This window comes from Haloarcula sp. HT12 (assembly GCF_055271655.1).
Genome location: NZ_JBUXKW010000001.1, coordinates 36,400 through 57,050, shown reverse-complemented (window position 1 = coordinate 57,050; position 20,651 = coordinate 36,400). Strand labels below are relative to the sequence as shown.

General features: G+C 65.0%; 23 protein-coding genes. 7 read left to right on the top strand and 16 right to left on the bottom strand.

Going from position 1 to position 20,651, the window contains the following annotated elements:
* Genes surE through ACY9XZ_RS00265 form a run of 3 tightly spaced genes read right to left on the bottom strand, consistent with a single transcriptional unit; the run spans nt 1 to nt 3,053 of the window.
* The gene (gene surE / locus ACY9XZ_RS00275) at nt 1-810 is read right to left on the bottom strand and encodes a 5'/3'-nucleotidase SurE (protein WP_463455109.1); all 810 of its coding nucleotides are present in this window, start codon (nt 808-810) and stop codon (nt 1-3) included.
* Between the two features lie 36 nt (nt 811-846).
* Complete coding sequence (locus tag ACY9XZ_RS00270; protein WP_463455108.1) at nt 847-2,322, bottom strand: small ribosomal subunit Rsm22 family protein; 1,476 nt, start codon at nt 2,320-2,322, stop codon at nt 847-849.
* Nucleotides 2,319-3,053, bottom strand: coding sequence for a prephenate dehydrogenase/arogenate dehydrogenase family protein (locus tag ACY9XZ_RS00265; protein ID WP_463455107.1), 735 nt, complete (start codon nt 3,051-3,053; stop codon nt 2,319-2,321). The genes ACY9XZ_RS00270 and ACY9XZ_RS00265 overlap by 4 nt, the downstream gene beginning before the upstream one ends.
* 163 nt (nt 3,054-3,216) lie before the next feature.
* On the opposite strand from ACY9XZ_RS00265, the gene ACY9XZ_RS00260 reads away from it, so the two are divergent.
* Nucleotides 3,217-3,990 carry a fumarylacetoacetate hydrolase family protein gene (locus ACY9XZ_RS00260; RefSeq protein WP_463455106.1) on the top strand — a complete coding sequence of 258 codons (774 nt, stop codon included), beginning with the start codon at nt 3,217-3,219 and terminating at the stop codon, nt 3,988-3,990.
* Nucleotides 3,991-4,013: 23 nt separating this feature from the next.
* Here ACY9XZ_RS00260 and ACY9XZ_RS00255 read toward each other — a convergent pair whose 3' ends face one another.
* Complete coding sequence (locus tag ACY9XZ_RS00255) at nt 4,014-4,895, bottom strand: halocyanin domain-containing protein (protein WP_463455105.1); 882 nt, start codon at nt 4,893-4,895, stop codon at nt 4,014-4,016.
* A 244-nt stretch (nt 4,896-5,139) separates the two neighbouring features.
* On the opposite strand from ACY9XZ_RS00255, the gene ACY9XZ_RS00250 reads away from it, so the two are divergent.
* Together ACY9XZ_RS00250 and ACY9XZ_RS00245 are read left to right on the top strand one after the other, a co-directional pair.
* Complete coding sequence (locus ACY9XZ_RS00250; protein ID WP_463455104.1) at nt 5,140-5,502, top strand: winged helix-turn-helix domain-containing protein; 363 nt, start codon at nt 5,140-5,142, stop codon at nt 5,500-5,502.
* Nucleotides 5,499-5,801: a DUF7521 family protein gene (locus tag ACY9XZ_RS00245; protein WP_463455103.1), complete on the top strand. Its 303-nt coding sequence runs from the start codon at nt 5,499-5,501 to the stop codon at nt 5,799-5,801. Before ACY9XZ_RS00250 ends, ACY9XZ_RS00245 begins: the two co-directional genes overlap by 4 nt.
* A gap of 22 nt (nt 5,802-5,823) precedes the next feature.
* On the opposite strand, the gene ACY9XZ_RS00240 is transcribed toward ACY9XZ_RS00245, so the two are convergent.
* On the bottom strand, nt 5,824-6,399 hold the full coding sequence (locus ACY9XZ_RS00240; RefSeq protein WP_463455102.1) for a halocyanin domain-containing protein: 576 nt from the start codon (nt 6,397-6,399) through the stop codon (nt 5,824-5,826).
* Nucleotides 6,400-6,568: 169 nt separating this feature from the next.
* Here ACY9XZ_RS00240 and ACY9XZ_RS00235 point away from each other — a divergent pair, with 169 nt between their 5' ends.
* Nucleotides 6,569-8,095, top strand: coding sequence for a cryptochrome/photolyase family protein (locus ACY9XZ_RS00235; RefSeq protein ID WP_463455101.1), 1,527 nt, complete (start codon nt 6,569-6,571; stop codon nt 8,093-8,095).
* 9 nt (nt 8,096-8,104) lie between these two features.
* On the opposite strand, the gene ACY9XZ_RS00230 is transcribed toward ACY9XZ_RS00235, so the two are convergent.
* The 3 genes from ACY9XZ_RS00230 to ACY9XZ_RS00220 all read right to left on the bottom strand — a co-directional run bounded on the left by ACY9XZ_RS00230 (nt 8,105) and on the right by ACY9XZ_RS00220 (nt 13,277).
* The gene (locus tag ACY9XZ_RS00230) at nt 8,105-9,859 is read right to left on the bottom strand and encodes an ABC1 kinase family protein (protein ID WP_463455100.1); all 1,755 of its coding nucleotides are present in this window, start codon (nt 9,857-9,859) and stop codon (nt 8,105-8,107) included.
* A gap of 52 nt (nt 9,860-9,911) precedes the next feature.
* The gene (locus ACY9XZ_RS00225) at nt 9,912-12,557 is read right to left on the bottom strand and encodes a heavy metal translocating P-type ATPase (protein WP_463455099.1); all 2,646 of its coding nucleotides are present in this window, start codon (nt 12,555-12,557) and stop codon (nt 9,912-9,914) included.
* Nucleotides 12,558-12,686: 129 nt separating this feature from the next.
* Nucleotides 12,687-13,277: a winged helix-turn-helix transcriptional regulator gene (locus tag ACY9XZ_RS00220; protein ID WP_463455098.1), complete on the bottom strand. Its 591-nt coding sequence runs from the start codon at nt 13,275-13,277 to the stop codon at nt 12,687-12,689.
* A 151-nt stretch (nt 13,278-13,428) separates the two neighbouring features.
* On the opposite strand from ACY9XZ_RS00220, the gene ACY9XZ_RS00215 reads away from it, so the two are divergent.
* The 3 genes from ACY9XZ_RS00215 to ACY9XZ_RS00205 are packed head-to-tail and all read left to right on the top strand — an operon-like array spanning nt 13,429 to nt 16,288.
* Nucleotides 13,429-14,511, top strand: a complete 1,083-nt coding sequence (locus ACY9XZ_RS00215) for a metal ABC transporter substrate-binding protein (RefSeq protein WP_463455097.1) — start codon at nt 13,429-13,431, stop codon at nt 14,509-14,511.
* Nucleotides 14,508-15,317, top strand: a complete 810-nt coding sequence (locus ACY9XZ_RS00210; protein ID WP_463455096.1) for a metal ABC transporter ATP-binding protein — start codon at nt 14,508-14,510, stop codon at nt 15,315-15,317. The genes ACY9XZ_RS00215 and ACY9XZ_RS00210 overlap by 4 nt, the downstream gene beginning before the upstream one ends.
* Nucleotides 15,314-16,288 (top strand): metal ABC transporter permease, encoded by a 975-nt coding sequence (locus ACY9XZ_RS00205; RefSeq protein ID WP_463455095.1) that lies wholly within the window; start codon nt 15,314-15,316, stop codon nt 16,286-16,288. Before ACY9XZ_RS00210 ends, ACY9XZ_RS00205 begins: the two co-directional genes overlap by 4 nt.
* Before the next feature lie 129 nt (nt 16,289-16,417).
* Here the strand turns inward: ACY9XZ_RS00205 and ACY9XZ_RS00200 are convergent, their stop codons facing one another.
* The 8 genes from ACY9XZ_RS00200 to ACY9XZ_RS00165 form a co-directional block, all read right to left on the bottom strand.
* Nucleotides 16,418-17,125, bottom strand: coding sequence for a TMEM165/GDT1 family protein (locus tag ACY9XZ_RS00200; protein WP_463455094.1), 708 nt, complete (start codon nt 17,123-17,125; stop codon nt 16,418-16,420).
* Nucleotides 17,122-17,814: a metal-dependent transcriptional regulator gene (locus ACY9XZ_RS00195; RefSeq protein ID WP_463455093.1), complete on the bottom strand. Its 693-nt coding sequence runs from the start codon at nt 17,812-17,814 to the stop codon at nt 17,122-17,124. Before ACY9XZ_RS00195 ends, ACY9XZ_RS00200 begins: the two co-directional genes overlap by 4 nt.
* A gap of 79 nt (nt 17,815-17,893) precedes the next feature.
* On the bottom strand, nt 17,894-18,046 hold the full coding sequence (locus tag ACY9XZ_RS00190) for a hypothetical protein (RefSeq protein WP_463455092.1): 153 nt from the start codon (nt 18,044-18,046) through the stop codon (nt 17,894-17,896).
* A 125-nt stretch (nt 18,047-18,171) separates the two neighbouring features.
* Nucleotides 18,172-18,420, bottom strand: a complete 249-nt coding sequence (locus tag ACY9XZ_RS00185) for an MTH865 family protein (RefSeq protein ID WP_463455091.1) — start codon at nt 18,418-18,420, stop codon at nt 18,172-18,174.
* A 171-nt stretch (nt 18,421-18,591) separates the two neighbouring features.
* Nucleotides 18,592-18,762: a hypothetical protein gene (locus tag ACY9XZ_RS00180; RefSeq protein WP_463455090.1), complete on the bottom strand. Its 171-nt coding sequence runs from the start codon at nt 18,760-18,762 to the stop codon at nt 18,592-18,594.
* A 2-nt stretch (nt 18,763-18,764) separates the two neighbouring features.
* Nucleotides 18,765-18,989, bottom strand: a complete 225-nt coding sequence (locus tag ACY9XZ_RS00175) for a zinc ribbon domain-containing protein (RefSeq protein WP_463455089.1) — start codon at nt 18,987-18,989, stop codon at nt 18,765-18,767.
* Nucleotides 18,990-19,188: 199 nt separating this feature from the next.
* On the bottom strand, nt 19,189-19,779 hold the full coding sequence (locus tag ACY9XZ_RS00170) for a DJ-1/PfpI family protein (protein WP_463455088.1): 591 nt from the start codon (nt 19,777-19,779) through the stop codon (nt 19,189-19,191).
* Between the two features lie 66 nt (nt 19,780-19,845).
* The gene (locus ACY9XZ_RS00165; protein WP_463455087.1) at nt 19,846-20,640 is read right to left on the bottom strand and encodes an HAD-IIA family hydrolase; all 795 of its coding nucleotides are present in this window, start codon (nt 20,638-20,640) and stop codon (nt 19,846-19,848) included.
* Nucleotides 20,641-20,651 lie beyond the last annotated feature (11 nt).

Genomic DNA, 20,651 nt, shown 5'->3' with positions numbered 1-20,651 from the left:
TCAGTCGGCCGCCTCGCCGTCGTCTCCCGGGTCGTACGTTTCTGCGATGGCGTCGAGGGCTTCGTGGTGTTCCGTCGTGTGCGGCGCAGTCAGCGGTGAGACGCTGACCTTTCCGTCGACGACGGCACGACGGTCGGTCCCCTCGGGGTCGGGGATGTCGCCCTCGGCCATGTGCTCCCAGATGCGGTCGTGAAGCGTCACGCCGTTCCCCTCCCGGACGGCGTCCATCTCGTAGAGGTGGGACGGTCGCGTAACCGTCATCTCCGCGTCGCCCCATTCGGAAACAGGCGCGTTGACGTTCAGATAGTCGCACTGCTCGAACACGCCGGCGTCGATTGCGTGGTCGGCGAGGTATGTCGTCGCCTTGGTGGCCTCGCCGTAGCTGTCACCGTTGGCCTCGATGTCTGCGAAGGCGGCGTCCTCGCGGACCGGGATGTACATCGAGACGGCCATCGCCGGCACGTCGAAGAAGGTGGCTTCGACGGCGGCGCTGACAGTCCCCGAGCGACCGAGGACGTACGCGCCGAGGTTCGCCCCGCGGTTACAGCCCGCGACGACGAGGTCGGTGTCGGTGACGAGTGCTTCGAGCCCCGCCACGACGCAGTCTGACGGCGTGCCCTCGACGGCGTACCCGAGGTCGTGGTCGTGGACGGTCACTTCGTGGGAAATAGCCCGGCCGACCGCGCTCTGGTCCTCCGCCGGGGCGACAGCAGTCACGTCGCCGACTGTCGAGAGACCGTCGTACAGCGCCCGGAGGCCGGCGCTCTCGATGCCGTCATCGTTCGTCAGCAGAATCGTCGGCTCGTCCATACGCTCCGTCAGGCCGTCCCCGAGAAAAGCCCACCGCTAGCGGGCCCGGTCGACGACTGTCTCGCCGTCGACGACGACGTTGTAGGCTTCCTCGTCGTCGTTCCACAGCACCAGAGCGTTCTCGAAGGACAGCAGGTCGCCGTAGTCGGCTGTCCGGAGGTCCTCGTTCAGGATCGACGCCTCGGTGAGCACGGCGAAGTGGTCGACCTGCTGGCTGCCGTCGCCCAGCAGATACAGCGGGTTCGCGCCCTCGCGCTCGGCGAGGTCGTGGCTAAGCTTGACTCCGAGGAAGTTCACCCGGTCGGTGACGTAGTTCTCAGCGTCGGCCATCGGCGCGTGAATGCCCCGATCCGGCGTCACGTCGTGCTTTCGCTTGCCGTCCGTCCGCAGGACGCTGTAGGCGTACTGCACGTCCGTGTTGACGAACTCACCTGTCCCGCCGGCGGGGTCGTCGAGGCGCTGTTGCATCGTCGGCACCTCGATGTCGGGCTTGCGGTCGAACGACCACGACTCGCTGTCGGGTGACTGGTGGGGCCACAGCCGTACTGCCGGCCCGTACACCGTCGCCGGACCGCCGTCGGCCACCTCGCGCTCGACTTGCCGGAGCTGTATCGCCGTGTTGCGGTCGGCGGGAGCAAGTGCCAGCAGCGTTCCGTCGTCGGCCAGCGCCTCGACGTACCGATACAACGTCGCCGCCGCGTCGTCGAGTTCGCTGAGGACGTTGCCGAAGACAATGAGGTCGTACCCCTCGGCGGTGCTGTCGTCGCTACCGCTGTCCCCGTCTCCGCCCCCGCTACCGCTGTCGTCGCCGACAAGCGGCGACGACGGGTCGAACTCCTCGGCGAGCGCCCGGTGAATCTTACAGCGGACGTTCTGACCGCTGTCTTCCAGTAAGCTCTCCAGCACGTCCGCGGCGGCGCTTGGCTCGACGGCGTGGTAGTCCAGCAGGGCGTCGTCCGGGAGCAGGTCACGGAGTGCGAGCGCCGGACCGCCGACGCCGGCCCCCACGTCTAACACGCGGAGCTGTGACGGGAGCAGGCCGTCCGCGGCGAGGTCCGCGAGGACGTACTTCGCCACGGCGTAGTAGTCGGGGAGGTGGTAAACGGCGTAGCCAAGCGCGGTCAGTTCGTCGTATTCGACGGCCTTCCCTTGGAGGTACCGCTCCTTGATGTCGCGGATGCGCTCCCGGAGTTCGTCACCGCTGTCACCGCTGTGCCACTCCAGCCCACCCCATTCCGTCAGCAGGTCCATGACCTGCTGTTCGTAGCGGTCGGGGAACCGCTCGACGCCGTCGAAATCCACCGAGAGGCGGCCGTCGGGCGCTGGGACGAAGGTCCCGTCGTCTTGCTCGACGATGCCCAGGTCGAACGCCTCCTCCCGGAGCACCTGTTTGACGACGGCTGGGTGGGGCTGGCCCTCGACGTACTCCTGTAGCTCCTCGGGGTCCAGCGGCCGGACGTTGCGGAGGTACTGGGCGTTTTCGCGTATCTGCTGGCGTGTTTCCTGGTTCATGAGAGTTGCTCGTACAGCCGCTTGAAGGTGTCAGCGTCGGCATCGGCGATCTGTCGGGCGGCGTCGGCGACCGCGTCCGCGCCGTCGAAGGCGTCCTGGATGTCGGAATACACCCGCGGGTCGCCGCCGGTGACCTGCTCGACGAGGTCGAACAACCCCGCCGAAATCGGCGTCTGAAACCGCTCGGGCACGTCGTCGGCTGCCATCGCGAACGCGAGGACGGCCGCGTGGGCGCTGGCCTGGACTGTTTCCATTGCCGCGTCGTGTTCAGCCGCCGTCGTCTCGAAGCAGTTGTTGCCGGCCGCATCAAGCGCGTCGACGACAGCAGCAGCGTCGGGTCCCGACGCGTCGGCGACGACGGCGACGTTCCCGGGTGCGTTTTCGGGGGCGAACAGCGGGTGGAGGCTCAGTCGTTGCCCGTCGGGCATGGCGTCCTGCATCGCCGTGATTGGGCCTGCCATGCTCCCCGTCACGTCGACGATTGCACCCGTCGCCAGCGGCGCGAACTCCTCGATGGCCGTCTCGGCGACGGGCATCGGGACCGCGACACAGACGACATCGAAAGTCTCGGCCGCATCGCTGGCGACGGCGCGCCCGCCGACCGCGTCAGCAGCGGCTTCGGCGGCCGACTGGTCGACGTCAGTGAAGGCGACGGCGGCGTCGGCGTGGGCCCGGACTGTGCGCGCGAACCACTGACCCATCGCACCGGCGCCAACGACGAGGACGTTCATCGGCCCAGCGTAGCCCGGCGCGTCTCAAAAGCCGTTCGGTCACACGTCCGACCGCCGGGACACCGCAGGTGACGATTGCCGGGTAGACAGCCGTCGAACAGGCCGCTGTGGTCCGGTTTCCCCCTCCTAAACGCTTATCTGTCGGCCCTGAGAGAACGGTGACATGAAGCGTGTTCGATTCCGTGATACCGCGGGGAACGTCCGGGGGGGCCGCTGGACCGTCGAGGACGGCGAGCCCGTCGTCACCGCCGCCGCCGGACCGTACGGCCGCATCGCCTTCGGCGACGAGTCCTACGACCCCGACGAGGTGGACATTCTCCCGCCCTGCGAACCGACGAAAGTCGTCTGTATCGGGCGCAACTACGCCGACCACGCCGAGGAGATGGATTCGGACCTCCCGGACCGGCCGATGCTGTTTCTCAAGGCTCCGAACGCCGTCGCCTCCCACGGTAAGCACCTCACGCTGCCCTCGGGGAAAGAGCGCATCGATTACGAGGCCGAACTCGGCGTCGTCATCGGCGAGCAGTGCAAGAACGTCTCCGAGAAGGGCGCGATGGACGTCGTCGCGGGCTACACCTGCGTCAACGACATCTCTAACCGCGACGACCAGCGACAGGAACAGAACTGGGTCCGCGGCAAGGCCTTCGACAACGCCTGCCCGATCGGCCCGCTCGTCGCGACACCGGAGCACGTTCCCGAAGACGCGAGCATCGAACTCCGACTGAACGGCGAGACGAAACAGTCCTCCTCCCGCGAGCATCTCATCTTCTCCGTTCCGGAACTGATCGCGGAGATCACGTCGTATATGACCCTAGAGCCCGGCGACGTTATCGCCACGGGGACGCCAGAGGGTGTCGGACCGATGGAGGACGGCGACGAGGTCGAAATCGAAATCGAGGGTATCGGGACGCTCAAACACAGCGTCAAGATTCCATAGGCGGCCGACAACTGCTTCTGTGGTTATTCGACGACGATTGCGCCTCTCATTCCAAGCCCTTCGTGTGGTTTACAGGAGTACAGATAGGTCCCGCTCTCCTCGAACGTGTGCTCGTAGGCGCTCCCCTCGTCAGCGACGAGTTCCGAGTCGAGCGGGCCATCGCCTTTCGAGACGATGTTGTGCGGGCCGCCGTGACCGGTCCAGTCCCAGCGGACGGTCGTCCCAGTCGAGACTTTCAGTGCCGGAGGGTCGAACGCGAACTCACCGCCGTTGCCCTCCGCTCCGGCGATGACTGTTGCGGTGTCGGAGCCGGTGCGGTCGGTAATGGTCCCCTCGAAGTTACTCGACGCTACGAGCCACTCGTCAACTGTTGCATTGCCCGAGGTCGGAGGCTCTTTGACGATAACCGCCCCTTTCATGCCGTCGTCGCGGTGTGGCTCGGAGACGTAGCGATACTCCCCGGGTTCCTCGAAAAAGTAGTGATAGCCTGTCCCCGACTGTGCGTTCGTCCGGCCGCTGTCGAAGGGTCCGTCCAGAGCGACCACGTTCTGCTGGCCCCCGTGGCCGGTCCAGTCCCACCGGACGATTGTCATCGGCGGGACTTCGATAGCCGGGGGGCTGAACGCCAGTCCATCATCCGTCTCCTCGCCGACCATGATCGTCGGTCGGGACTCAGGTCCGTACCGGCGGGGCTCGCCGTCGTAACCGTTAGCGTCGTCAAGCCAGTCGTCAAGCGACTCCGGCGTCGATTCAGTCGCCGTTTCCGTAGCTGTTGCAGTCGCAGTTTCGGTACCACTGTCCGTGGCGGAGTCCGAATCAGCCGAGGAAACGCAGCCGGCGGTAACGGCGAGCGCTGTCAACCCTGTGCCCGTGAGGAACTGTCTGCGAGTGGAGGGCCGTTGCATAGCGAGCTAGTCGTTGTCATCCGACGATAGAAAATGGAGTGTCCACTTTCCAGAATCTGGAAACAAACGGTCGCCCTTTATCTGATGGTGTTTTATATTTCAGACATCAGCCGGGGGCTGATACCCGGATATCGAAGGGTATCGGGGCAACAGCATCCCACAGGTTTCACATCACTGCCCCGTCATATCGGAACCGAACCGCCCGCAGAACCACCTTCGACTGCCTCCCTGAGAGGGTCCCTCCGTGGCACACAACGACGCGAGCGAGACACAGGCGCTGTTCGACGCCCTCGCCGACCCTGACTGTCGCGACATACTCAGGGCACTCGACGAGCCGCTGCCAGCCAAAGAAGTCGCGTCGGCCTGTGACCTGCCCCAGACAAGCACGTACCGGAAGCTCCAACAGCTGAGCGAGGCCGAACTGGTCGCCGAGGAGACGGAGGTGCGTGCCGACGGGCACCACGCGACAGCGTACGTTCGGGACTGTGGCGGGGTGTTCGTCGGCATCGACGCCGACGGCGCGTTCGAGGTCGACGTTCTCCCGACCGAGGCACGGCCGAGCGACCGGCTCGCACTCCTGTGGTCACGCGTCAGCGAGGAACTATGAACGGAGACATCCCACTCATCGTCATCGGATTCAAGACTGTGACAGTGTTGCTTGGCGGGCTCATCACCTACTTCGCGGCTCGCGCGGCGCTGAAAACGCGGGCGACCGGACTCACGTATCTCGCCGTCGGATTCGGAACCATCACCATCGGGTCGCTCGTCGCCGGCGTCGCAGACCAGCTGTTCGGTCTGAGTACCACCGCTGCACTGCTCTTCGAGAACGCACTGACCGCGGTCGGCTTCGTGGTCATCGCGTATTCGCTGTACGTCACCAGTCGCTCGGCGCTGGTCGCACGATAAAAGCAGGCCGCTAACTGTCGCGCTACTCGACGACGACTGCGCCTTTCATGCCGAGCGCGACGTGTGGCACACAGTTGTAGAGGTAGGTGCCGGCTTCTTCGAACGTGTACTCGTAGGTGGTCCCTTCTTCGGCGACAGCCGAGCCCGAGTCGAGCGGGCCCTCGCCTTCGGATACGACGTTGTGGCCGGCCCCTTCGCCGGTCCATTCCCAGACGACCGTCGTTCCGGTCGAGACTTTGATTGCGGGCGGGTCGAAGGCGAACGCACCGCCGTTCCCCTCGGCCCCGACAGCAACGGAGACCTCGTCCTGATCAGTCATCACGACCGTGTTCCCGTCGAAGTTGGACGAATCGCCGACGTAGTCCGCCACTTCGGTCGACGATTCGACGGTCTCCATCCCACCGCTGCTCTCGGTGTCCATCTCCTCGGCTTCAGTGGTCTCCATCTCCTCAGCTTCGGTGGCTTCCGTTTCGCCACTGTCACCATCGCCGCCACTACCGCCGTCACCGCCGGATCCGCCACAGCCGGCGAGGAGTCCAGCGCCTGATACGGCCGCAGTCGTGCGGATGAACGTCCGCCTGTCGAGGTCGTCTGTCATGCAGCTAGAGTTATGACTGTGAACTTATAAGGAAGTCGTTTCTGTCGTTTGTCTGGGAACAATAATTGAGGTTTGTACCGCCCCGCGGCGTCACGATACCGACACAGTTCGGACGGGGATTGATGCGACTACGGCCCGCAGTACAGCTAATGGGAGTGTCCGTTCGCAGATGACCGTCTGGCTTCGCGGCGACCACCTCCTCCGCCGGTCCGGCCCTGTTGTCCGCCGGCCCGACGAGCCGGTGCTCCTGATAGAGGCGGAGTCGTTCGCCCGCAAACTGCCGTACCACCCACACAAGCTGATTCTGCTGTTCAGTGCGATGCGGCATTTCCGCGACGACCTCCGGGACGACGGTCGGACGGTCCAGTACCGACAGACAGAGACATTCGAGGACGGGCTAGTGGCACATTTCGAAGCGCATCCGGACGACACGCTCGTAGCGCATCGGCCACAGACCGCGTCCGCACAGGCGCGACTCGAATCGCTGGTAGCCGATGCCGGCGGAACCGTTGAACTTGTCCCCGACGAGCGGTTTCTCTGTTCGCCGGCGCAGTTCGATGAGTGGGCGGGAGACGGCCGCTACCGTCACGAGGACTTCTACCGGTTCATGCGCCGGGAGACGGGCTACCTGATGGACGGGGGCGACCCCGTCGGCGGCGAGTGGAACTACGACGACCAGAACCGGGAGACGCCGCCCGAGGGCTGGACGCCACCGGAACCACCGCGGTTCGAACCGGACACCGTGACCAAGGAGGTCATCGAGTGGGTCGAAACGACGTTCGAGGGGAGCTACGACGAGCGGCCCTACGGCGGCGACTGGGCCGACCCCGAACCGTTCCGCTGGCCCGTCACCCGCCGGCAGGCCGTTCGGGCGCTCGATCACTTCGTTACGAACCGACTACCGGCGTTTGGCCCGTATCAGGACGCGATGCTGGAGGATGAGTGGGCAATGAGCCACAGCCTGCTCTCCACGTCGCTCAACCTCGGTCTGCTGGGTCCCGACGAGGTCATCGAACGCGCTATAGCCGCCTACGAGGACGGCGACGCGCCGCTGAACAGCGTCGAAGGGTTCGTCCGTCAGGTGCTCGGCTGGCGTGAGTTCCTCCGACACGTGTACCGCCGGGAGATGCCTGACCTGGCCGAGGCGAACCAGCTCGGCGCGACCGAGGACCTGCCCGACTTCTACTGGGACGGCGACACCGACATGGCGTGTCTCTCCGACGTGGTCGACGGGGTCAGAGAGCGGGGCTACTCACACCACATCGAGCGGCTGATGATCCTCGCCAACTTCGGGCTCATCTACGGCGTCGAACCGGCCCAGCTCAATCGGTGGTTCCACGCCGGCTACGTCGACGCCTTCCACTGGGTGACGACCCCGAATGTCGTCGAGATGGGGCTCTACGGCGCGGGCGTGTTCGCAACCAAACCCTACGCTTCCTCGGCCAACTACGTCGACAAGATGAGTGATTACTGCTCGGGCTGTCCGTACTACAAGACGAAGACGACCGGCGAGGGTGCCTGTCCGTTCAACGCGCTGTACTGGGACTTCCTGGACCGGAACGAGGACACGCTCCGGTCGAATCACCGGATGGGGCTGATGTACAGCCACGTCGACAACAAAAGCGACGCGGAACTCGCGGAGATACGTGAACGGGCCGCAGAGATTCGGGAGATGGCAGAAACTGGCGAGCTGTGAGACGGCCGATCACTCCTCTAACTCCGTCGAGTCGGCCGCCTGCCGCTGTTGCATCTCGTGGCGGGTGAACTGCGGCGTCGACAGCGCCGGCCCGCGGCGTCGGCGGAACGACCACACAAGCAGTCCGAGCACTGCGGCGCTCCCGCCCAGCGCGAGCCCGGCGGGTCGGAGTCCGCTCACGGTGTAGAGATAGGCGCTCACCGGCACCCCGGCACTGGCGACGATACCGAGCAGGAGCCGCTTGGCGAGCACCCGGCTCAGTCCGTCGGAGTCTTCGAGGACGGTCTTGACGAGTAGTTCTTCGCGCTCGACTCTGTCGAGTGCGTCCTCTAGCTTCGGCGCTGTCCGGATGGCCGACCGAGTCGAATCCGTCACCGCCTCCTGTACCTCCGCTTTCACTCGCTCTCGGATATCGTCCCCAGCGCCCTGTTCCATGACGTACTCCGAAATGATCTCGATGAAGTCGAACTCGGGGTCGAGTGTGCGACAGACGCCTTCAAGCACCGTCGTCACGCGGACCACCAGCGCGAGGTCCTGGGGCAGGCGCATCGGGAACTCGTACAGTTGCGTCTCGAACTGGCCGACCAGTTGCTCGATTCGATACTCGCTGATGTCCTCGCCCCGGAACTGCTCGATGACGATGTCGAAGGCCTCACGCATCACCTCGCGGTCGGCCATCGGGTCCAGCGCGCCCATCTCCACGAAGGCGTCCATCACGCGGTCCACGTCGTCAGTCGCCAGGCCGACGTAGAACTCGAGCAGTCGGTCCTGCGTCCTGGGACCGAGATAGCCGGTCATCCCGAAGTCATAGAAGACTATCGTGCCGTCCGGCTGGACCGCCAGGTTGCCGGGATGGGGGTCGGCGTGAAAGAGGCCGTCCTCGACGATCATCTGGATGTACGCCTCTTCGAGCCGCCGGACGAGCGCCGGCCGGTCGACGCCGAGTTCGTCCAGCCGCTCCACGTCGTCGATTTTCACGCCGTCGATGTAGGTCATCGTCAGCACACGGTCCGTCGAGTGGCTCGCAATGACGTCCGGGATGGCGATGTCGTCGTCGGCTGCGAAGTTGTCGCCGATCTCCCGGAGCATCTGTGCCTCGTGCCCGTAGTCCATCTCCCGGCGGACTGTCGCGGCGAACTCCTCGGTGAGGTTCTCTAACGTAAAGGCCTGGCCCGGGTCCGCGCCGTAGGTGAGTATCGGCAGCAGCGTCGACAGCACGCGCAGGTCGGACTCGACACGCGTTCTGATATCCGGCCGCAGGACTTTCACGGCGACCCGCTGGCCGTCGATCCGCGCTTCGTACACCTGCCCGAGCGAGGCCCCGGAGATGGCCGTCGTGTCGAACTCCTCGAACAGCGTGTCGATGTCGTCGCCCAACTCCCGTTCGATAACGGGCTCGATAGTCGCCCACGCGTCCGGCGGCACGTTGTCCTGGAGTTCCGACAGCACGTCGACGTAGGCCCGCGGCAGCGCGTCGGGCCGGGTCGAGAGCATCTGCCCGAGTTTGATAAACGCCGGGCCGAGGTCGACGAAGGTGTTCTTCAGATAGCGCGCTCGCTTGGTGCGGGTCTCCGGCGCGACCGAGCGGGACCGGCCGAACAGGAGGAACCGCTTGCGGTCACGGCCCCACTGCCACAGCAGGGGGACGAACTGCCAGACGATGACGAGCGCGCGCCAGAGCGCCCGGAGCCGAACGCCGATCCCCGACGGCTGTGACACTGTCTTCCCCGTCGGCTCGTCGGCGACGCGCTCCTCAGCAGTCACTGTTCGCACGTGAGGCCCGCCGACAAATGAGTCTGCTGGAGACGGTGCCCGCTCAGCGACGGAGGAAGCCGAACAGGCGGTACTCCGAATCCGGCGTGTACCGGCGGAACGCGAGACTGTTAGCGAGTACGGACACCGACGACGCAGCCATTGCGACGGCGGCGAGCACCGGCTGGAGCAGGCCAAGCGAGGCCAGCGGAATCATCACCGTGTTGTAGCCAAGCGCCCAGAAGAGGTTCTGCTTTATCTTCCGGAGCGTGGCCTCGGAGATCCGGATAGCCTTCACCACGTCGGCGGGGTCGTCCCGGAGCAGCGTCACGTCGCCGGCCTCGATTGCCACGTCGGTCCCGGAGCCGATGGCACACCCGACGCTCGCGGCTGCCAGCGCGGGCGCGTCGTTGACGCCGTCCCCGACCATCATCGCCTGATCGCCGTCGCTCTGGAGGTCGTCGATAGCATCGGCTTTGTCTTCGGGCAGCACGTCGGCCATCACGTTGTCGGGGTCGATACCGACCTCCTCGGCGACGGCGCGGGCGGTCCGCCCGTTGTCGCCGGTGATGAGCCAGACGCCAAGGCCGCGCTCGCGCAGGCCACTGACAGCGGTCTTCGCGGACTCCTTGACCGTATCGGCGTCGGCGACGATGCCGAGGAGGCGGTAGTTCGGTTCGCCGTTGCTGTCTTCTTCGGCCTCGTCAGCCAGCGCGACCAGCATGGCCGTCTTACCCTCGCGTTCGAGTGCGTCCATGCGTTCTTCTGCCGGTGCGATGTCGACGCCGGCCTCGGACAGCAGTTTCCGGTTGCCGACGAGGACTCGTCCGTGGCGCGTCGTCGCCTGCACGCCCTGGCCGGGGACGTTCTCGAACGCCGCGGGGTCTTCGATCTCGATGCCGCGCTCGCGTGCCCCCTCGACGATGGCCTCGGCCAGCGGGTGCTCGCTGGCGTGTTCGGCGCTCGCGGCGACGTCGAGGACGAACTCTTCGGTCAGTTCTCGCTCGGGCTTGAGCGTCCCGCCGTCGGCGGCCGGGCCGACCACCTCTACGTCGGTCAGTTCCATCTCGCCTTTCGTCAGCGTCCCCGTCTTGTCGAAGACGACGGTGTCGACCTCGTGGACGCGTTCGAGGATGTCGCCGCCCTTGAACAGGACGCCGTTGCGCGCACCGATAGCCGTCCCGACCATCGTCGCAGCGGGCGTCGCCAGTCCCAGCGCGCAGGGACAGGCGATGAGCACGGCCGAGGCGAAGACGACGACGGCGAACTCAGAGACACCGACGCCGGCCGGGCCGCCGGCCGCCAGCCCCCACAGCGGGAGAGCATCGACGACGGCGGCCAGCGTCTCCGGCGCGACCGCCCACAGCACCGCCCAGAGGACGGCATTGGCGATGACCGCCGGGACGAAGTACGCGGAGATGCGGTCGGCGACGTTCTGGATGTCCGGCTGACGGGACTGGGCCTGCCGGACCCGCTCGGCGATCTGCTGGATAGCCGTCTCCGAGCCGACCTTCGTCGCTTCGATTTCGAGGACGCCGTTCTGGTTCACCGTCGAGCCGATGACCTCGTCGCCCTCCCCTTTCTCGACCGGGACGGACTCGCCGGTCACCATCGCCTCGTCGACGGCCGAATCGCCGTCGACGACGACGCCGTCCGTCGGAATCTTCTCGCCGGGTCGGACTTTCAGCCGGTCGCCGACCCCCACCTCGTCGATGGGAATCTCTTCCTCGCTGCCGTCGTCGCGGACGACAGTGGCCGTGTCGGCCTCCATCTCCAGCAACTGCTGGATGGCGGCCCCGGCCTGGCTCTTCGAGCGGGCTTCGAGGTAGTTCCCGAGCGTGATGAACACGAGAATCAGTGCGGCCGTGTCGAAGTACAGCCCCGTGCTCGCGATGAGCCCGGCCAGCGCGGCCACGGAGTAGATATACGCCGTGGAAGACCCCAGCGCGATGAGCACGTCCATGTTGGCCCGGCCGTTGTTGACCAGCGCCTTGTAGGAGTTCTCGTAGAACGGCTTGCCAAGCAGCACCTGGACCGGCGTCGCCAGCGCGAAGGCGACCCAGCCCTGCGGGATCCCCAGAACTGTCTCGCCGACGAGGCCGAGCGAGAACAGGTGGTCCGCCATGAACAGGAGCAGCGGGGCCGAGAGCGCCGCCCCGAACAGTGTGAGTCGGAGCTGTCTGCGCGTCTCCTCATTACGCGCGGCGGCGCGGCGGTCAGCGCCGGACTGTTCGCCGCTGGTGCCGTCGCCATCGCTTCCGCCGTCACCGCCGCTCCCGCCACTACCATCCTCCCTCACGGGCGTGTAGCCGGCGGACTCGATAGCGTCGTAGAGGTCCGACCGCGACACGTCGGCCGGATTGTAGGTGACCTGCCCCTCGTCGGTGGCGTAGTTCACGCTGGCTTCGACGACGCCCGCGGTCCCTCCCAGCGCCTCCTCGTTGGTGTCCGCGCAGTTCGCACACGACATGTCGGTGATGCCGATTGTCACCGTCTCCGTCGCCACGCCGTAGCCGGCGTCCCGGACGGCAGAGACGATATCGGCCAGCGACACCACATCGGGGTCGTACTCGACGGTCCCCTCGTCGGTGGCGTAGTTCGCGTCGACGGACGCAATTCCGTCCAGCCCGCCCACCGACTCCTCAATCGTGCCCGCGCAGTTGGCACAGCTCATTCCCGTCAGTTCGAGCCGAGTGGTCCGGTTACTCATCTTGTCCTACTATACGCCCCCCATGTTCATGCGGTTTGTCCCTTCGATTCGAAAGTCAGACTCGGCTGTTTAATTCGAGACAAAACCTACAGCAGCTAGAGATTACCAATCCAAAGCGAAGGTCGCAGTTCAGACACCGTCTTTCAACGACTCGTACTGTTCGACGAACCGTTCGGCACAGGAACCACAGCAGAAGTAGTAGCGCTCCCCGTCGAGCGTGCGCTGTTCACCTTCCTCGTCGACGGAGTTGCCACATTCCGCGCAATCGGGCGCGAACTCCGCCCCGCCCAGCCCCGCGGTCCACTCGCTGTCCGCGATCATCCGGACCTCGTAGCGGTCCACGTCCCCGAGGTCGACGTGTTCGGCGAGGAGTTCGCCGGCGTCGGACTGGGAAACGGTCGCGGCCAGCACCACTCGGCCACCAGCGGTCCGATAGACTCGCTCGACGGTGTCGGCGTCAGTGACTGCCGCAGCGACGTCGGCGGCCCGACCCGGTTTCGCGTCGATCTCGATCAGGACCGGCACGCCGGCCTGTAGCAGCGAGCGGTCGACGTCGACAGTAAACCCCTGGATCAGTCCCATCTCGGAGAGTCGGTCGACGCGGTCGGAGACCGCGGGAGCCGAGAGGTCCACCCGCTCGGCGATGTCGCTGTAGGGACGTCTGGCGTCTTCAAGCAAGAGCCGGAGGATTTCGTGGTCGGTGTCGTCGAGCCCGGGCATACCGAACCAACTTCGAGCGCCGGTTTATGCGTTGTGTCCGCACGTGCCTGTGGTTTGTCCGAAGTACCAGGCCAGTACGAATCTGATTAGACTAGTCTAATAATTAGATTAGATACTCACTATTATATACTTCTACGATAGCAATCCACACATGACAACTACTGAACCCCGTAGCGAGCCGTCACATGGACTCACCCGCAGGCAAGCCCTGGGTGCCGGCGCGGGCGTGCTTGCATCCGGGCTCGCCGGGTGTCTTACCGGCGGTGGGGCCGAAGCGTCTACAAGCGACGGCGGCGCAAGCGGCGCGGACGGCCCGGTCGCGGTGGCGTCCTTCTTCAGTTTCTACGACTTCGCCCGCGAGATCGCACGTGGAACGCCGATAACGGTCAAGAACCTCATTCCGACCGGCCTGCACGGCCACGGCTGGGAACCGGACGCCGGCATCACGCGAGAGATAATCGACGCGGACGCGTTCATCCACGTCGGCCCGGACTTCCAGCCGTGGGCGGACCGCGCAATCCAGACGCTCGAAGACGACGATGTCGACACCGCACTCATCAACGTCCGCGAGGGTATCGAACTCGAAACGCTGGCGGCGAGTCTCGACCGCGACGAGGAGGGCGTCGGCCAGAACAGGGCCAGCGACCCCCATTTCTGGCTCGATCCACTGCGCGCGAAACAGTCGGTCGACAACATCACCGAGGGGCTGGTCGCGCTCGCGCAGGACGCCGAAGCCACGCTCCGGGACAACGCCGAGACGTACAAGTCAGAGGTCCTCGACCGCATTGACGCGGACTACGCCGAGATTTTCGACCGGGCCGACCGGGACGTGGTCCAGCTCGCGGCACACAACGCCTTCCAGTACATCGGGACGCGCTACGGCGTCAGAATGCGCCCGCTCGTGGTCAACCTCGCGGCCAGTGGCGACGTGAAGCCCTCCGATATCACCGAGGCCAAGGCGGTCATCGAGGAAAACGACATCCGGTACATCGGGGCCGGCGTTTTCGAGACCCGCAAGCCCGCGCGGCAGTTGCTCGCTGAGACGCCTGTCGAGGCTTACTACCCGGTGACGCCCTACGCCGGCGTCCGCGAGGAGTGGGTGGCAAACGACTGGGGCTACGAGGAGATCGCCTATCGGATCAACATGCCGACGTTCGAGGTCGTCCTGGGCAATACTGCGCCCGAAGACGCGGGTCCTGACGGCTGGAACGAGACCTGGCGGAACTTCGAATGATGGTGTCACTGGGATCGCTCCTGCAGGGTGACACCGTCGAGGAAACGACCGATCCGGGCGAGAACAAGTCTCCCGTCATCGAACTCGCGGACGTCTCGTTCGGCTACACGTCCACGCCAGTCGTCGAAGACATCAGCGTCAGCATCGACGCCGGGGAGTACGTCGCCGTGGTCGGCCCGAACGGGTCGGGCAAGTCGACGCTCATGCAACTACTGCTCGGGCTGCTGGAACCGGACGCGGGAACCGCGGAACTGTTCGGCGTCGACGCGACGGTGTTCGACGACGGGACCAGAGTCGGCTACGTCGCGCAACGCGCCGGCACGAGTCGGGAGATGCCGATAACGGTCCGCGAAGTGGTGAAGATGGGACGGTTCCCACACGTCGGGTTCGGCCGACTCTCGGCGGCCGACTGGCACATCGTCGACGAGGCCATCGACACGGTCGGGATGACGGCCTTCGTCGACCGGCGAATCACCCAGCTCTCCGGCGGGCAGCGCCAGCGGGCGTTCATCGCCCGGGCGCTCGCGGGCGAGGCTGACCTGCTCGTCCTTGACGAGCCGACCGTCGGCGTCGACGCCGAATCGGTCGATGCCTTCTACGAACTGCTCGAATCGCTCCATGCCGACGGCATCACCGTCCTGCTCATCGAACACGACCTGCAGGCTGTCACCGAACACGCGGAGCGCGTCATCTGCTTGAACCGGGAGGTGTACTTCGACGGCCCGTCAGCGGAATTCACCGACAGTCCGGCGTTGGCCAGAGCGTTTGGGGCGGGCGCGCAGTCACTGGCGGGAGGGGACGGATGACGCTCGCGTTTGCTTCCGGTGGCGTCTACGAGGTGTTCCTTCCGGTGCTCGAACTGTGGTACTGGCTCCTGACACAGCTCTACCACATCACTGGGCTGGAGCTCATCAGCCCCGAGTACACGTTCATGTACCGGGCGATACTGGTCGGGCTGTGTGTCGGCGTCATCGCGCCGCTCATCGGGACCTTCCTCGTCCACCGCCAGCTCGCGCTCATCGGCGACGCGCTCGCCCACACGGCCTTCGCCGGCGTCGCTGTCGGGCTGTTTCTCAACGGCGTCCTCGAACTGGGCGTCTCGCCGTATCTCACCGCTGTCGTCGTGGCTGTCATCGCGGCGTTGCTCATCGAACTCATCTCCGAGGCGACCGACGCCTACAACGACGTGTCAATGGCAATCGTCCTCTCGACGGGGTTCGCCCTGGGGACGGTCCTCATTAGCCTCAACGCCGGCGGACTGGCCGTCGGTATCAATCAGTACCTCTTCGGGAACCTCTCGACGGTGTCCGCCGAGAACGCGGTCATCATGCTCGGGCTGTTCAGCGTGGTCGTCGGAACGGTCGCGCTCACCCGAAACCAGTTGCTGTACGTCACCTTCGACGAGACCGCCGCCGCCGTCTCCGGGCTCCCGGTCGCCTGGTACAACCGGATCATGGTGATGCTGACGGCGCTCGTCGTCGTCGGCGCGATGCAAATAATGGGCGTCATCCTCGTCGCGGCCATGCTGGTCGTCCCGGTCGCCGGCGCGACGCAGGTGTCCCGAAGCTTCTCGGAGTCGCTGCTGGTCTCGATTGTGCTGGCCGAACTCGCCGTGCTGCTCGGTATCGGTATCTCGTACTACGTCGGTGCGACAGCCGGCGGCGTCATAGTCCTCGTCGCAGTGGGGATTTACGCCCTCTCGGTGGTTGCCGGGAAAGTCAGGCGGACCGGCGCTCCGGATGAAACGCAGAAACTCGACAGCATTAGTCAGGACTGATACGGATTGTTGTAGCGATTTACCGGTATCCACCGACCACGGGGTCGGTGTAATCCGGAAATAATCTACAATAATCCGTATGAGACCACCCACCGGCAGGGCCACATCCAAGTGACAGCGCAGCGCGTCTCAGACGCCCATCTGCGCCGCGATACCTGAGACCATCGTCTCCCACAGCGAGACCCCCATCGTCACACTCAGAGCGAAATCCGCGGCGAAAAACAGGAACAGCCCCGCGCCGACGAAGTGGGCCGTTCGAAGGTCGAAGCGGTGGGCAAAGCGGTGGAAGAACAGCGCGTTCACCAGGCTCACCGGAATGATGGCAAGCATCTCGCCGGTCCAGATCGCGCTGGCGTGGGCGCTGTACTGGGCGGCAAGCGTGATCGTGATGAGCTGGGTCTTGTCGCCGAACTCGCCGAAGGCCATCATCGCGAAGATGGGCAGGAATCCGCCGAGCCTGTTCGGCACTTGCCGGTCGACGACGGGAACGCGAACGTCTAGCTGTCCGCCGTCAGTGGTGAAACCGGACGCGGGTTCCTGTTGCTCTGCGTTGGCTCCCGGGGCACTGTGGAGCAGCAGTATCGCAAACAGCAGGAACATCCCGGCGGTGAGGCTTTCGAGGACGATACCGGGCAGTACCGACGTGATCGCTGAGCCGAACCAGATCTCCAGCGCCGTCCAGCCGGCGAAGGCCGTCCCCGCGGCGCTGACGACGAGGAACGGATTGAACCGCGTCGACAGGCCGGCGATGATGAACTGGACTTTCTCGCCGGGGAGGACCGCAAGCTGCGCACCGGCTGCTATCGCGACCACTGTCAGCCACGTCGCGTCGCTCACGCCTGGCTCACTCCGTCTTCGCCCTGCGTGTCCGGTGCACGGACCTGAATCGCGTCGGCGATCCGGTCCGGGAGCGACACGGACGACCCGCTCTCTAGCTGGACCGTCACCATCCCGATAGGGGCGACCTCCTCGACGGTCAGCACGGTTCCCGGTGTGATACCGGCGTCGGAGAGATACGTGAGTTCGTCCGGGTCACGGTCACGGACCCGTGCGACTTCGAGTCGCCCGCCCTCACCGTGTTCTGACAGCGCCGTCGCGGACTCGTCGTCGATGGGGTCAAGCGAGTCGCTGGGGATCGGGTCCCCGTGGGGGTCGAACTCCGGCTCGTCGAGGACAGCCGCGACCCGGGACTCGAACTCCTCGCTGATGTGGTGTTCGAGTACCTCCGCTTCCTCGTGGACCTCAGCCCAGTCGTAGCCCAGTTGCTCGGTGAGAAACGTCTCGAGCAGGCGGTGGTGGCGGATGATCTCCAGGGCCACCGTCTCGCCTTCCGGCGTCGTCCGAACTCCCTTGTACTTCTCGCGTTCGATCAGCCCGCGGTCGGCCAGTTTCTCGACCATACTGGTGACCGTCGGTGCCGTAACGTCCAGCATCTCGGCGATAGTAGACGGGGAAATCGGCGGGTCGCCGTCCCGCTCCAGACGATAGATTGCCTTCAGATAATCCTCCATCTTGGCACTCAACATACACCAAATTAGACGAATCTAACCCAAAAGATTGGCGGTTCCAACAACTTTGTACGCGGCGCTCAGAACCGGTCGACCGTTATCGCTCGTCAGCAGCGTACGTTTCTCGCCGGTGCCGGGTGAGGAGCCACAGGAACAGATAGCCGATGGCACCCAGAACGAACAGCGTCGCGGGAATGAGAAACGGTCCGAACGTCCGAACGAGCGTCTCAATCCCCGGCAAACCGACCATACCCTGGCTAGGGACGTTGCCCTGATAAACCTCAAGGGTCTGGCGGGGACGGCTACTGACTCACTGGGAGTATCGCGGATCGTGGCGCGAAACCAGCGACAAGGGCGTCCCCGATCTGAACCCGCTCAGATGAGGTCCTGGTCTTCGAGCGAGGCCATGACATCGTCGACGAACTCATCAACGCTGTCGTAGGGAAACTCCCCGTCGAGTTTCGTGTTCAGTTCCATCGCCGTCATCGAGAAGTCGCCGGATTCGAACTTCGTCGACGGGCCACTCGGGAGCGCCGGAACGAGGTCCATCGGGCTAGAGATCGGGTAGTCTGCTTCCTCGAACGCCTCGACGAACTGCGAGCGGAGTTCTTCTTTGTCAACCATGGCCGGACGTTGTGCGAGAATTAGTATAAAAGGTTCGACATCGGGACACTTTCCCATTGTTTTGAGTTTATTCGAAGGCTGCGACGTTGCTGTAGCCGCGTGTTGTTGGGGCTGTGTGTGGTGGTTCGAGAACGCCTGATCTGTACGAGCGGTGTGAGGATCCCAGGCTGGTCACCGAGGCCGGCGCTCGTCGTCCGTATCGCGCCGCGCCAGCCGTTCGGCTGTTTCGCGGTCTGTCTCGACGCGCTGGTCGTGTTCGCTCCGGACCAGCACATACAGGGCCAGCGGCGCGGCCAGCGCGAGCAGCAGGACCACGAGGAACAGCCCGGTCACGGCGGGCATCGTCAGCCGAGGAAGATGTCCGCCAGGTCACTGCCCGCGGACCCGGTGTCCCGGTACAGCTCCGAGTAGCCGCAGTTCGTACACGTCACGACCTGGAACTGGTTGGTCTGGATGTCGAACATCTTCGAGAGGCCGCCGCCGGTGGTCGAGATGCTACCCACGTCAGTGCCGGTGTGACCGCATTTCGGACAGCCGCGGTCGTCCGGCGTCGAGGTGTTGGAGGGCATTGCAGCCAACGTTTCGTGCCCCTGTGTAACAAATCTGGTGCTACCCTGTCGATAGCTACAACGGAGATATCGCAAAACGAGGCGGGAGAACTCAGTGGTGCACTATGCCAGAACCCACCCGCCTCAACGGAGAGAAACGCCCGCGTTATTTGTTTGTTATGAATCCCTCAATCCTCCGTAGTTCGGCTGACGAGGAGGCTCAATCATCGGCCGGGATCGGGTCGCCGTGGGACACTTCGTCCCCGAGCAGGTCCATGAACTGCGCGAGCCACTCGGGGTGGTCGGGCCAGGCCTGGCCGGTGACGAGGTTGCCGTCGGTGACCACCTCGTCGACCCACGAGCAGCCAGCGGCCTCGCATTCGGCGCGACAGGCCGGGTACGACGTCATCTCGTAGCCGTCCAGTACGTCGGCGGCGGCGAGGATCTGCGGGCCGTGACACAGCGCCGCCACGGGCTTGTCTTCCTCGAAGAAGTGCCGTACCGCGTCGAGGACCGCGTCGTACGTCCGGAGATACTCGGGGGCGCGACCGCCGGGGACGCACAGCGCGTCGTAGTCGCTGGGTGTCACGTCGGCCATCGTCGCGTTCAGGACGAAGTCGTGACCGCGGGACTCCATGTAGGTCTGATCGCCCCGGAAGTCGTGTATCGCTGTCTTGATCGTCTCTTCGGCCTCCTTGTCGGGACACACCGCGTCGACCTCGTGGCCGACCATCTGCAGCGCCTGGAACGGCACCATTATCTCGTAGTCTTCGCCGAAATCGCCGACGATCATGAGGATGTCTTTGCCCATTGGGAACACCAGTGAGCGCTACGGTTGCCGTCGAAATAAAGCCGCAGGTGAATTACCAGTCCTGTGTCACACATCGAGGCCAGCCAGCACTTCTTCGATGTCCGCAAGCGAATCGATGACGTAGTCAGGCGTCACTGCACTCCGTTCCAGCGACCGCTCGTTGGACACGCCTGTCCGGACGAGAACGGTCGTCATTCCGTTCCGTTCGCCCATCGCGATGTCAGTCTCCAGCCGGTCACCGACGATGATACAATCCGCCGGCGCACAGTCCAGCCGCTCCAGCGCCGCCTGGACGGCAATCTCTGAGGGCTTGCCGAGTATCCGGTCCGGATCCTGCTCGATGACGCCAGCGACGGCGTTGATTATGGCCCCGGAACCGGGGACCGGATCGCCGTCCTCGCCGGGGAACGTCCGGTCCGGGTCGGTCCCGAGAAAGACGGTCTCGTCGTCGACGGCCCGGAGCGCGTCGACCATGTCGCTGTAGTGGAAGCTGTCGGTCCAGGACGCCAGTAACACGTCGGTTTCAGCGGGGTCCTCGACAAGGCGTGCGTTCGTCCCCTCGACCAGTCCGCGGAGCTGGTCGCTCCCGATGACGAACACGTTGTCCCCCGCGTGGGTCCCGTTGAGATACTCGCGGGTGACGACGCCGGAGGAACAGGCCTCGCCCTCGCGGGCGTCGATGCCCATCCCCTGCAGGCGCTCGACGTACTCGCTCCCGTCGTGGATGGGATTGTTCGAAAAGAAACAGAGTTCCAAACCTCGTGCTCTGAACGTGTCGATTGCCGATGCCGCGCCCGGCAACAGCGTGTCGCCGTGATACACCGTTCCGTCCAGGTCGACGATGACCCCCTCGACTGTCATTACCACCACTC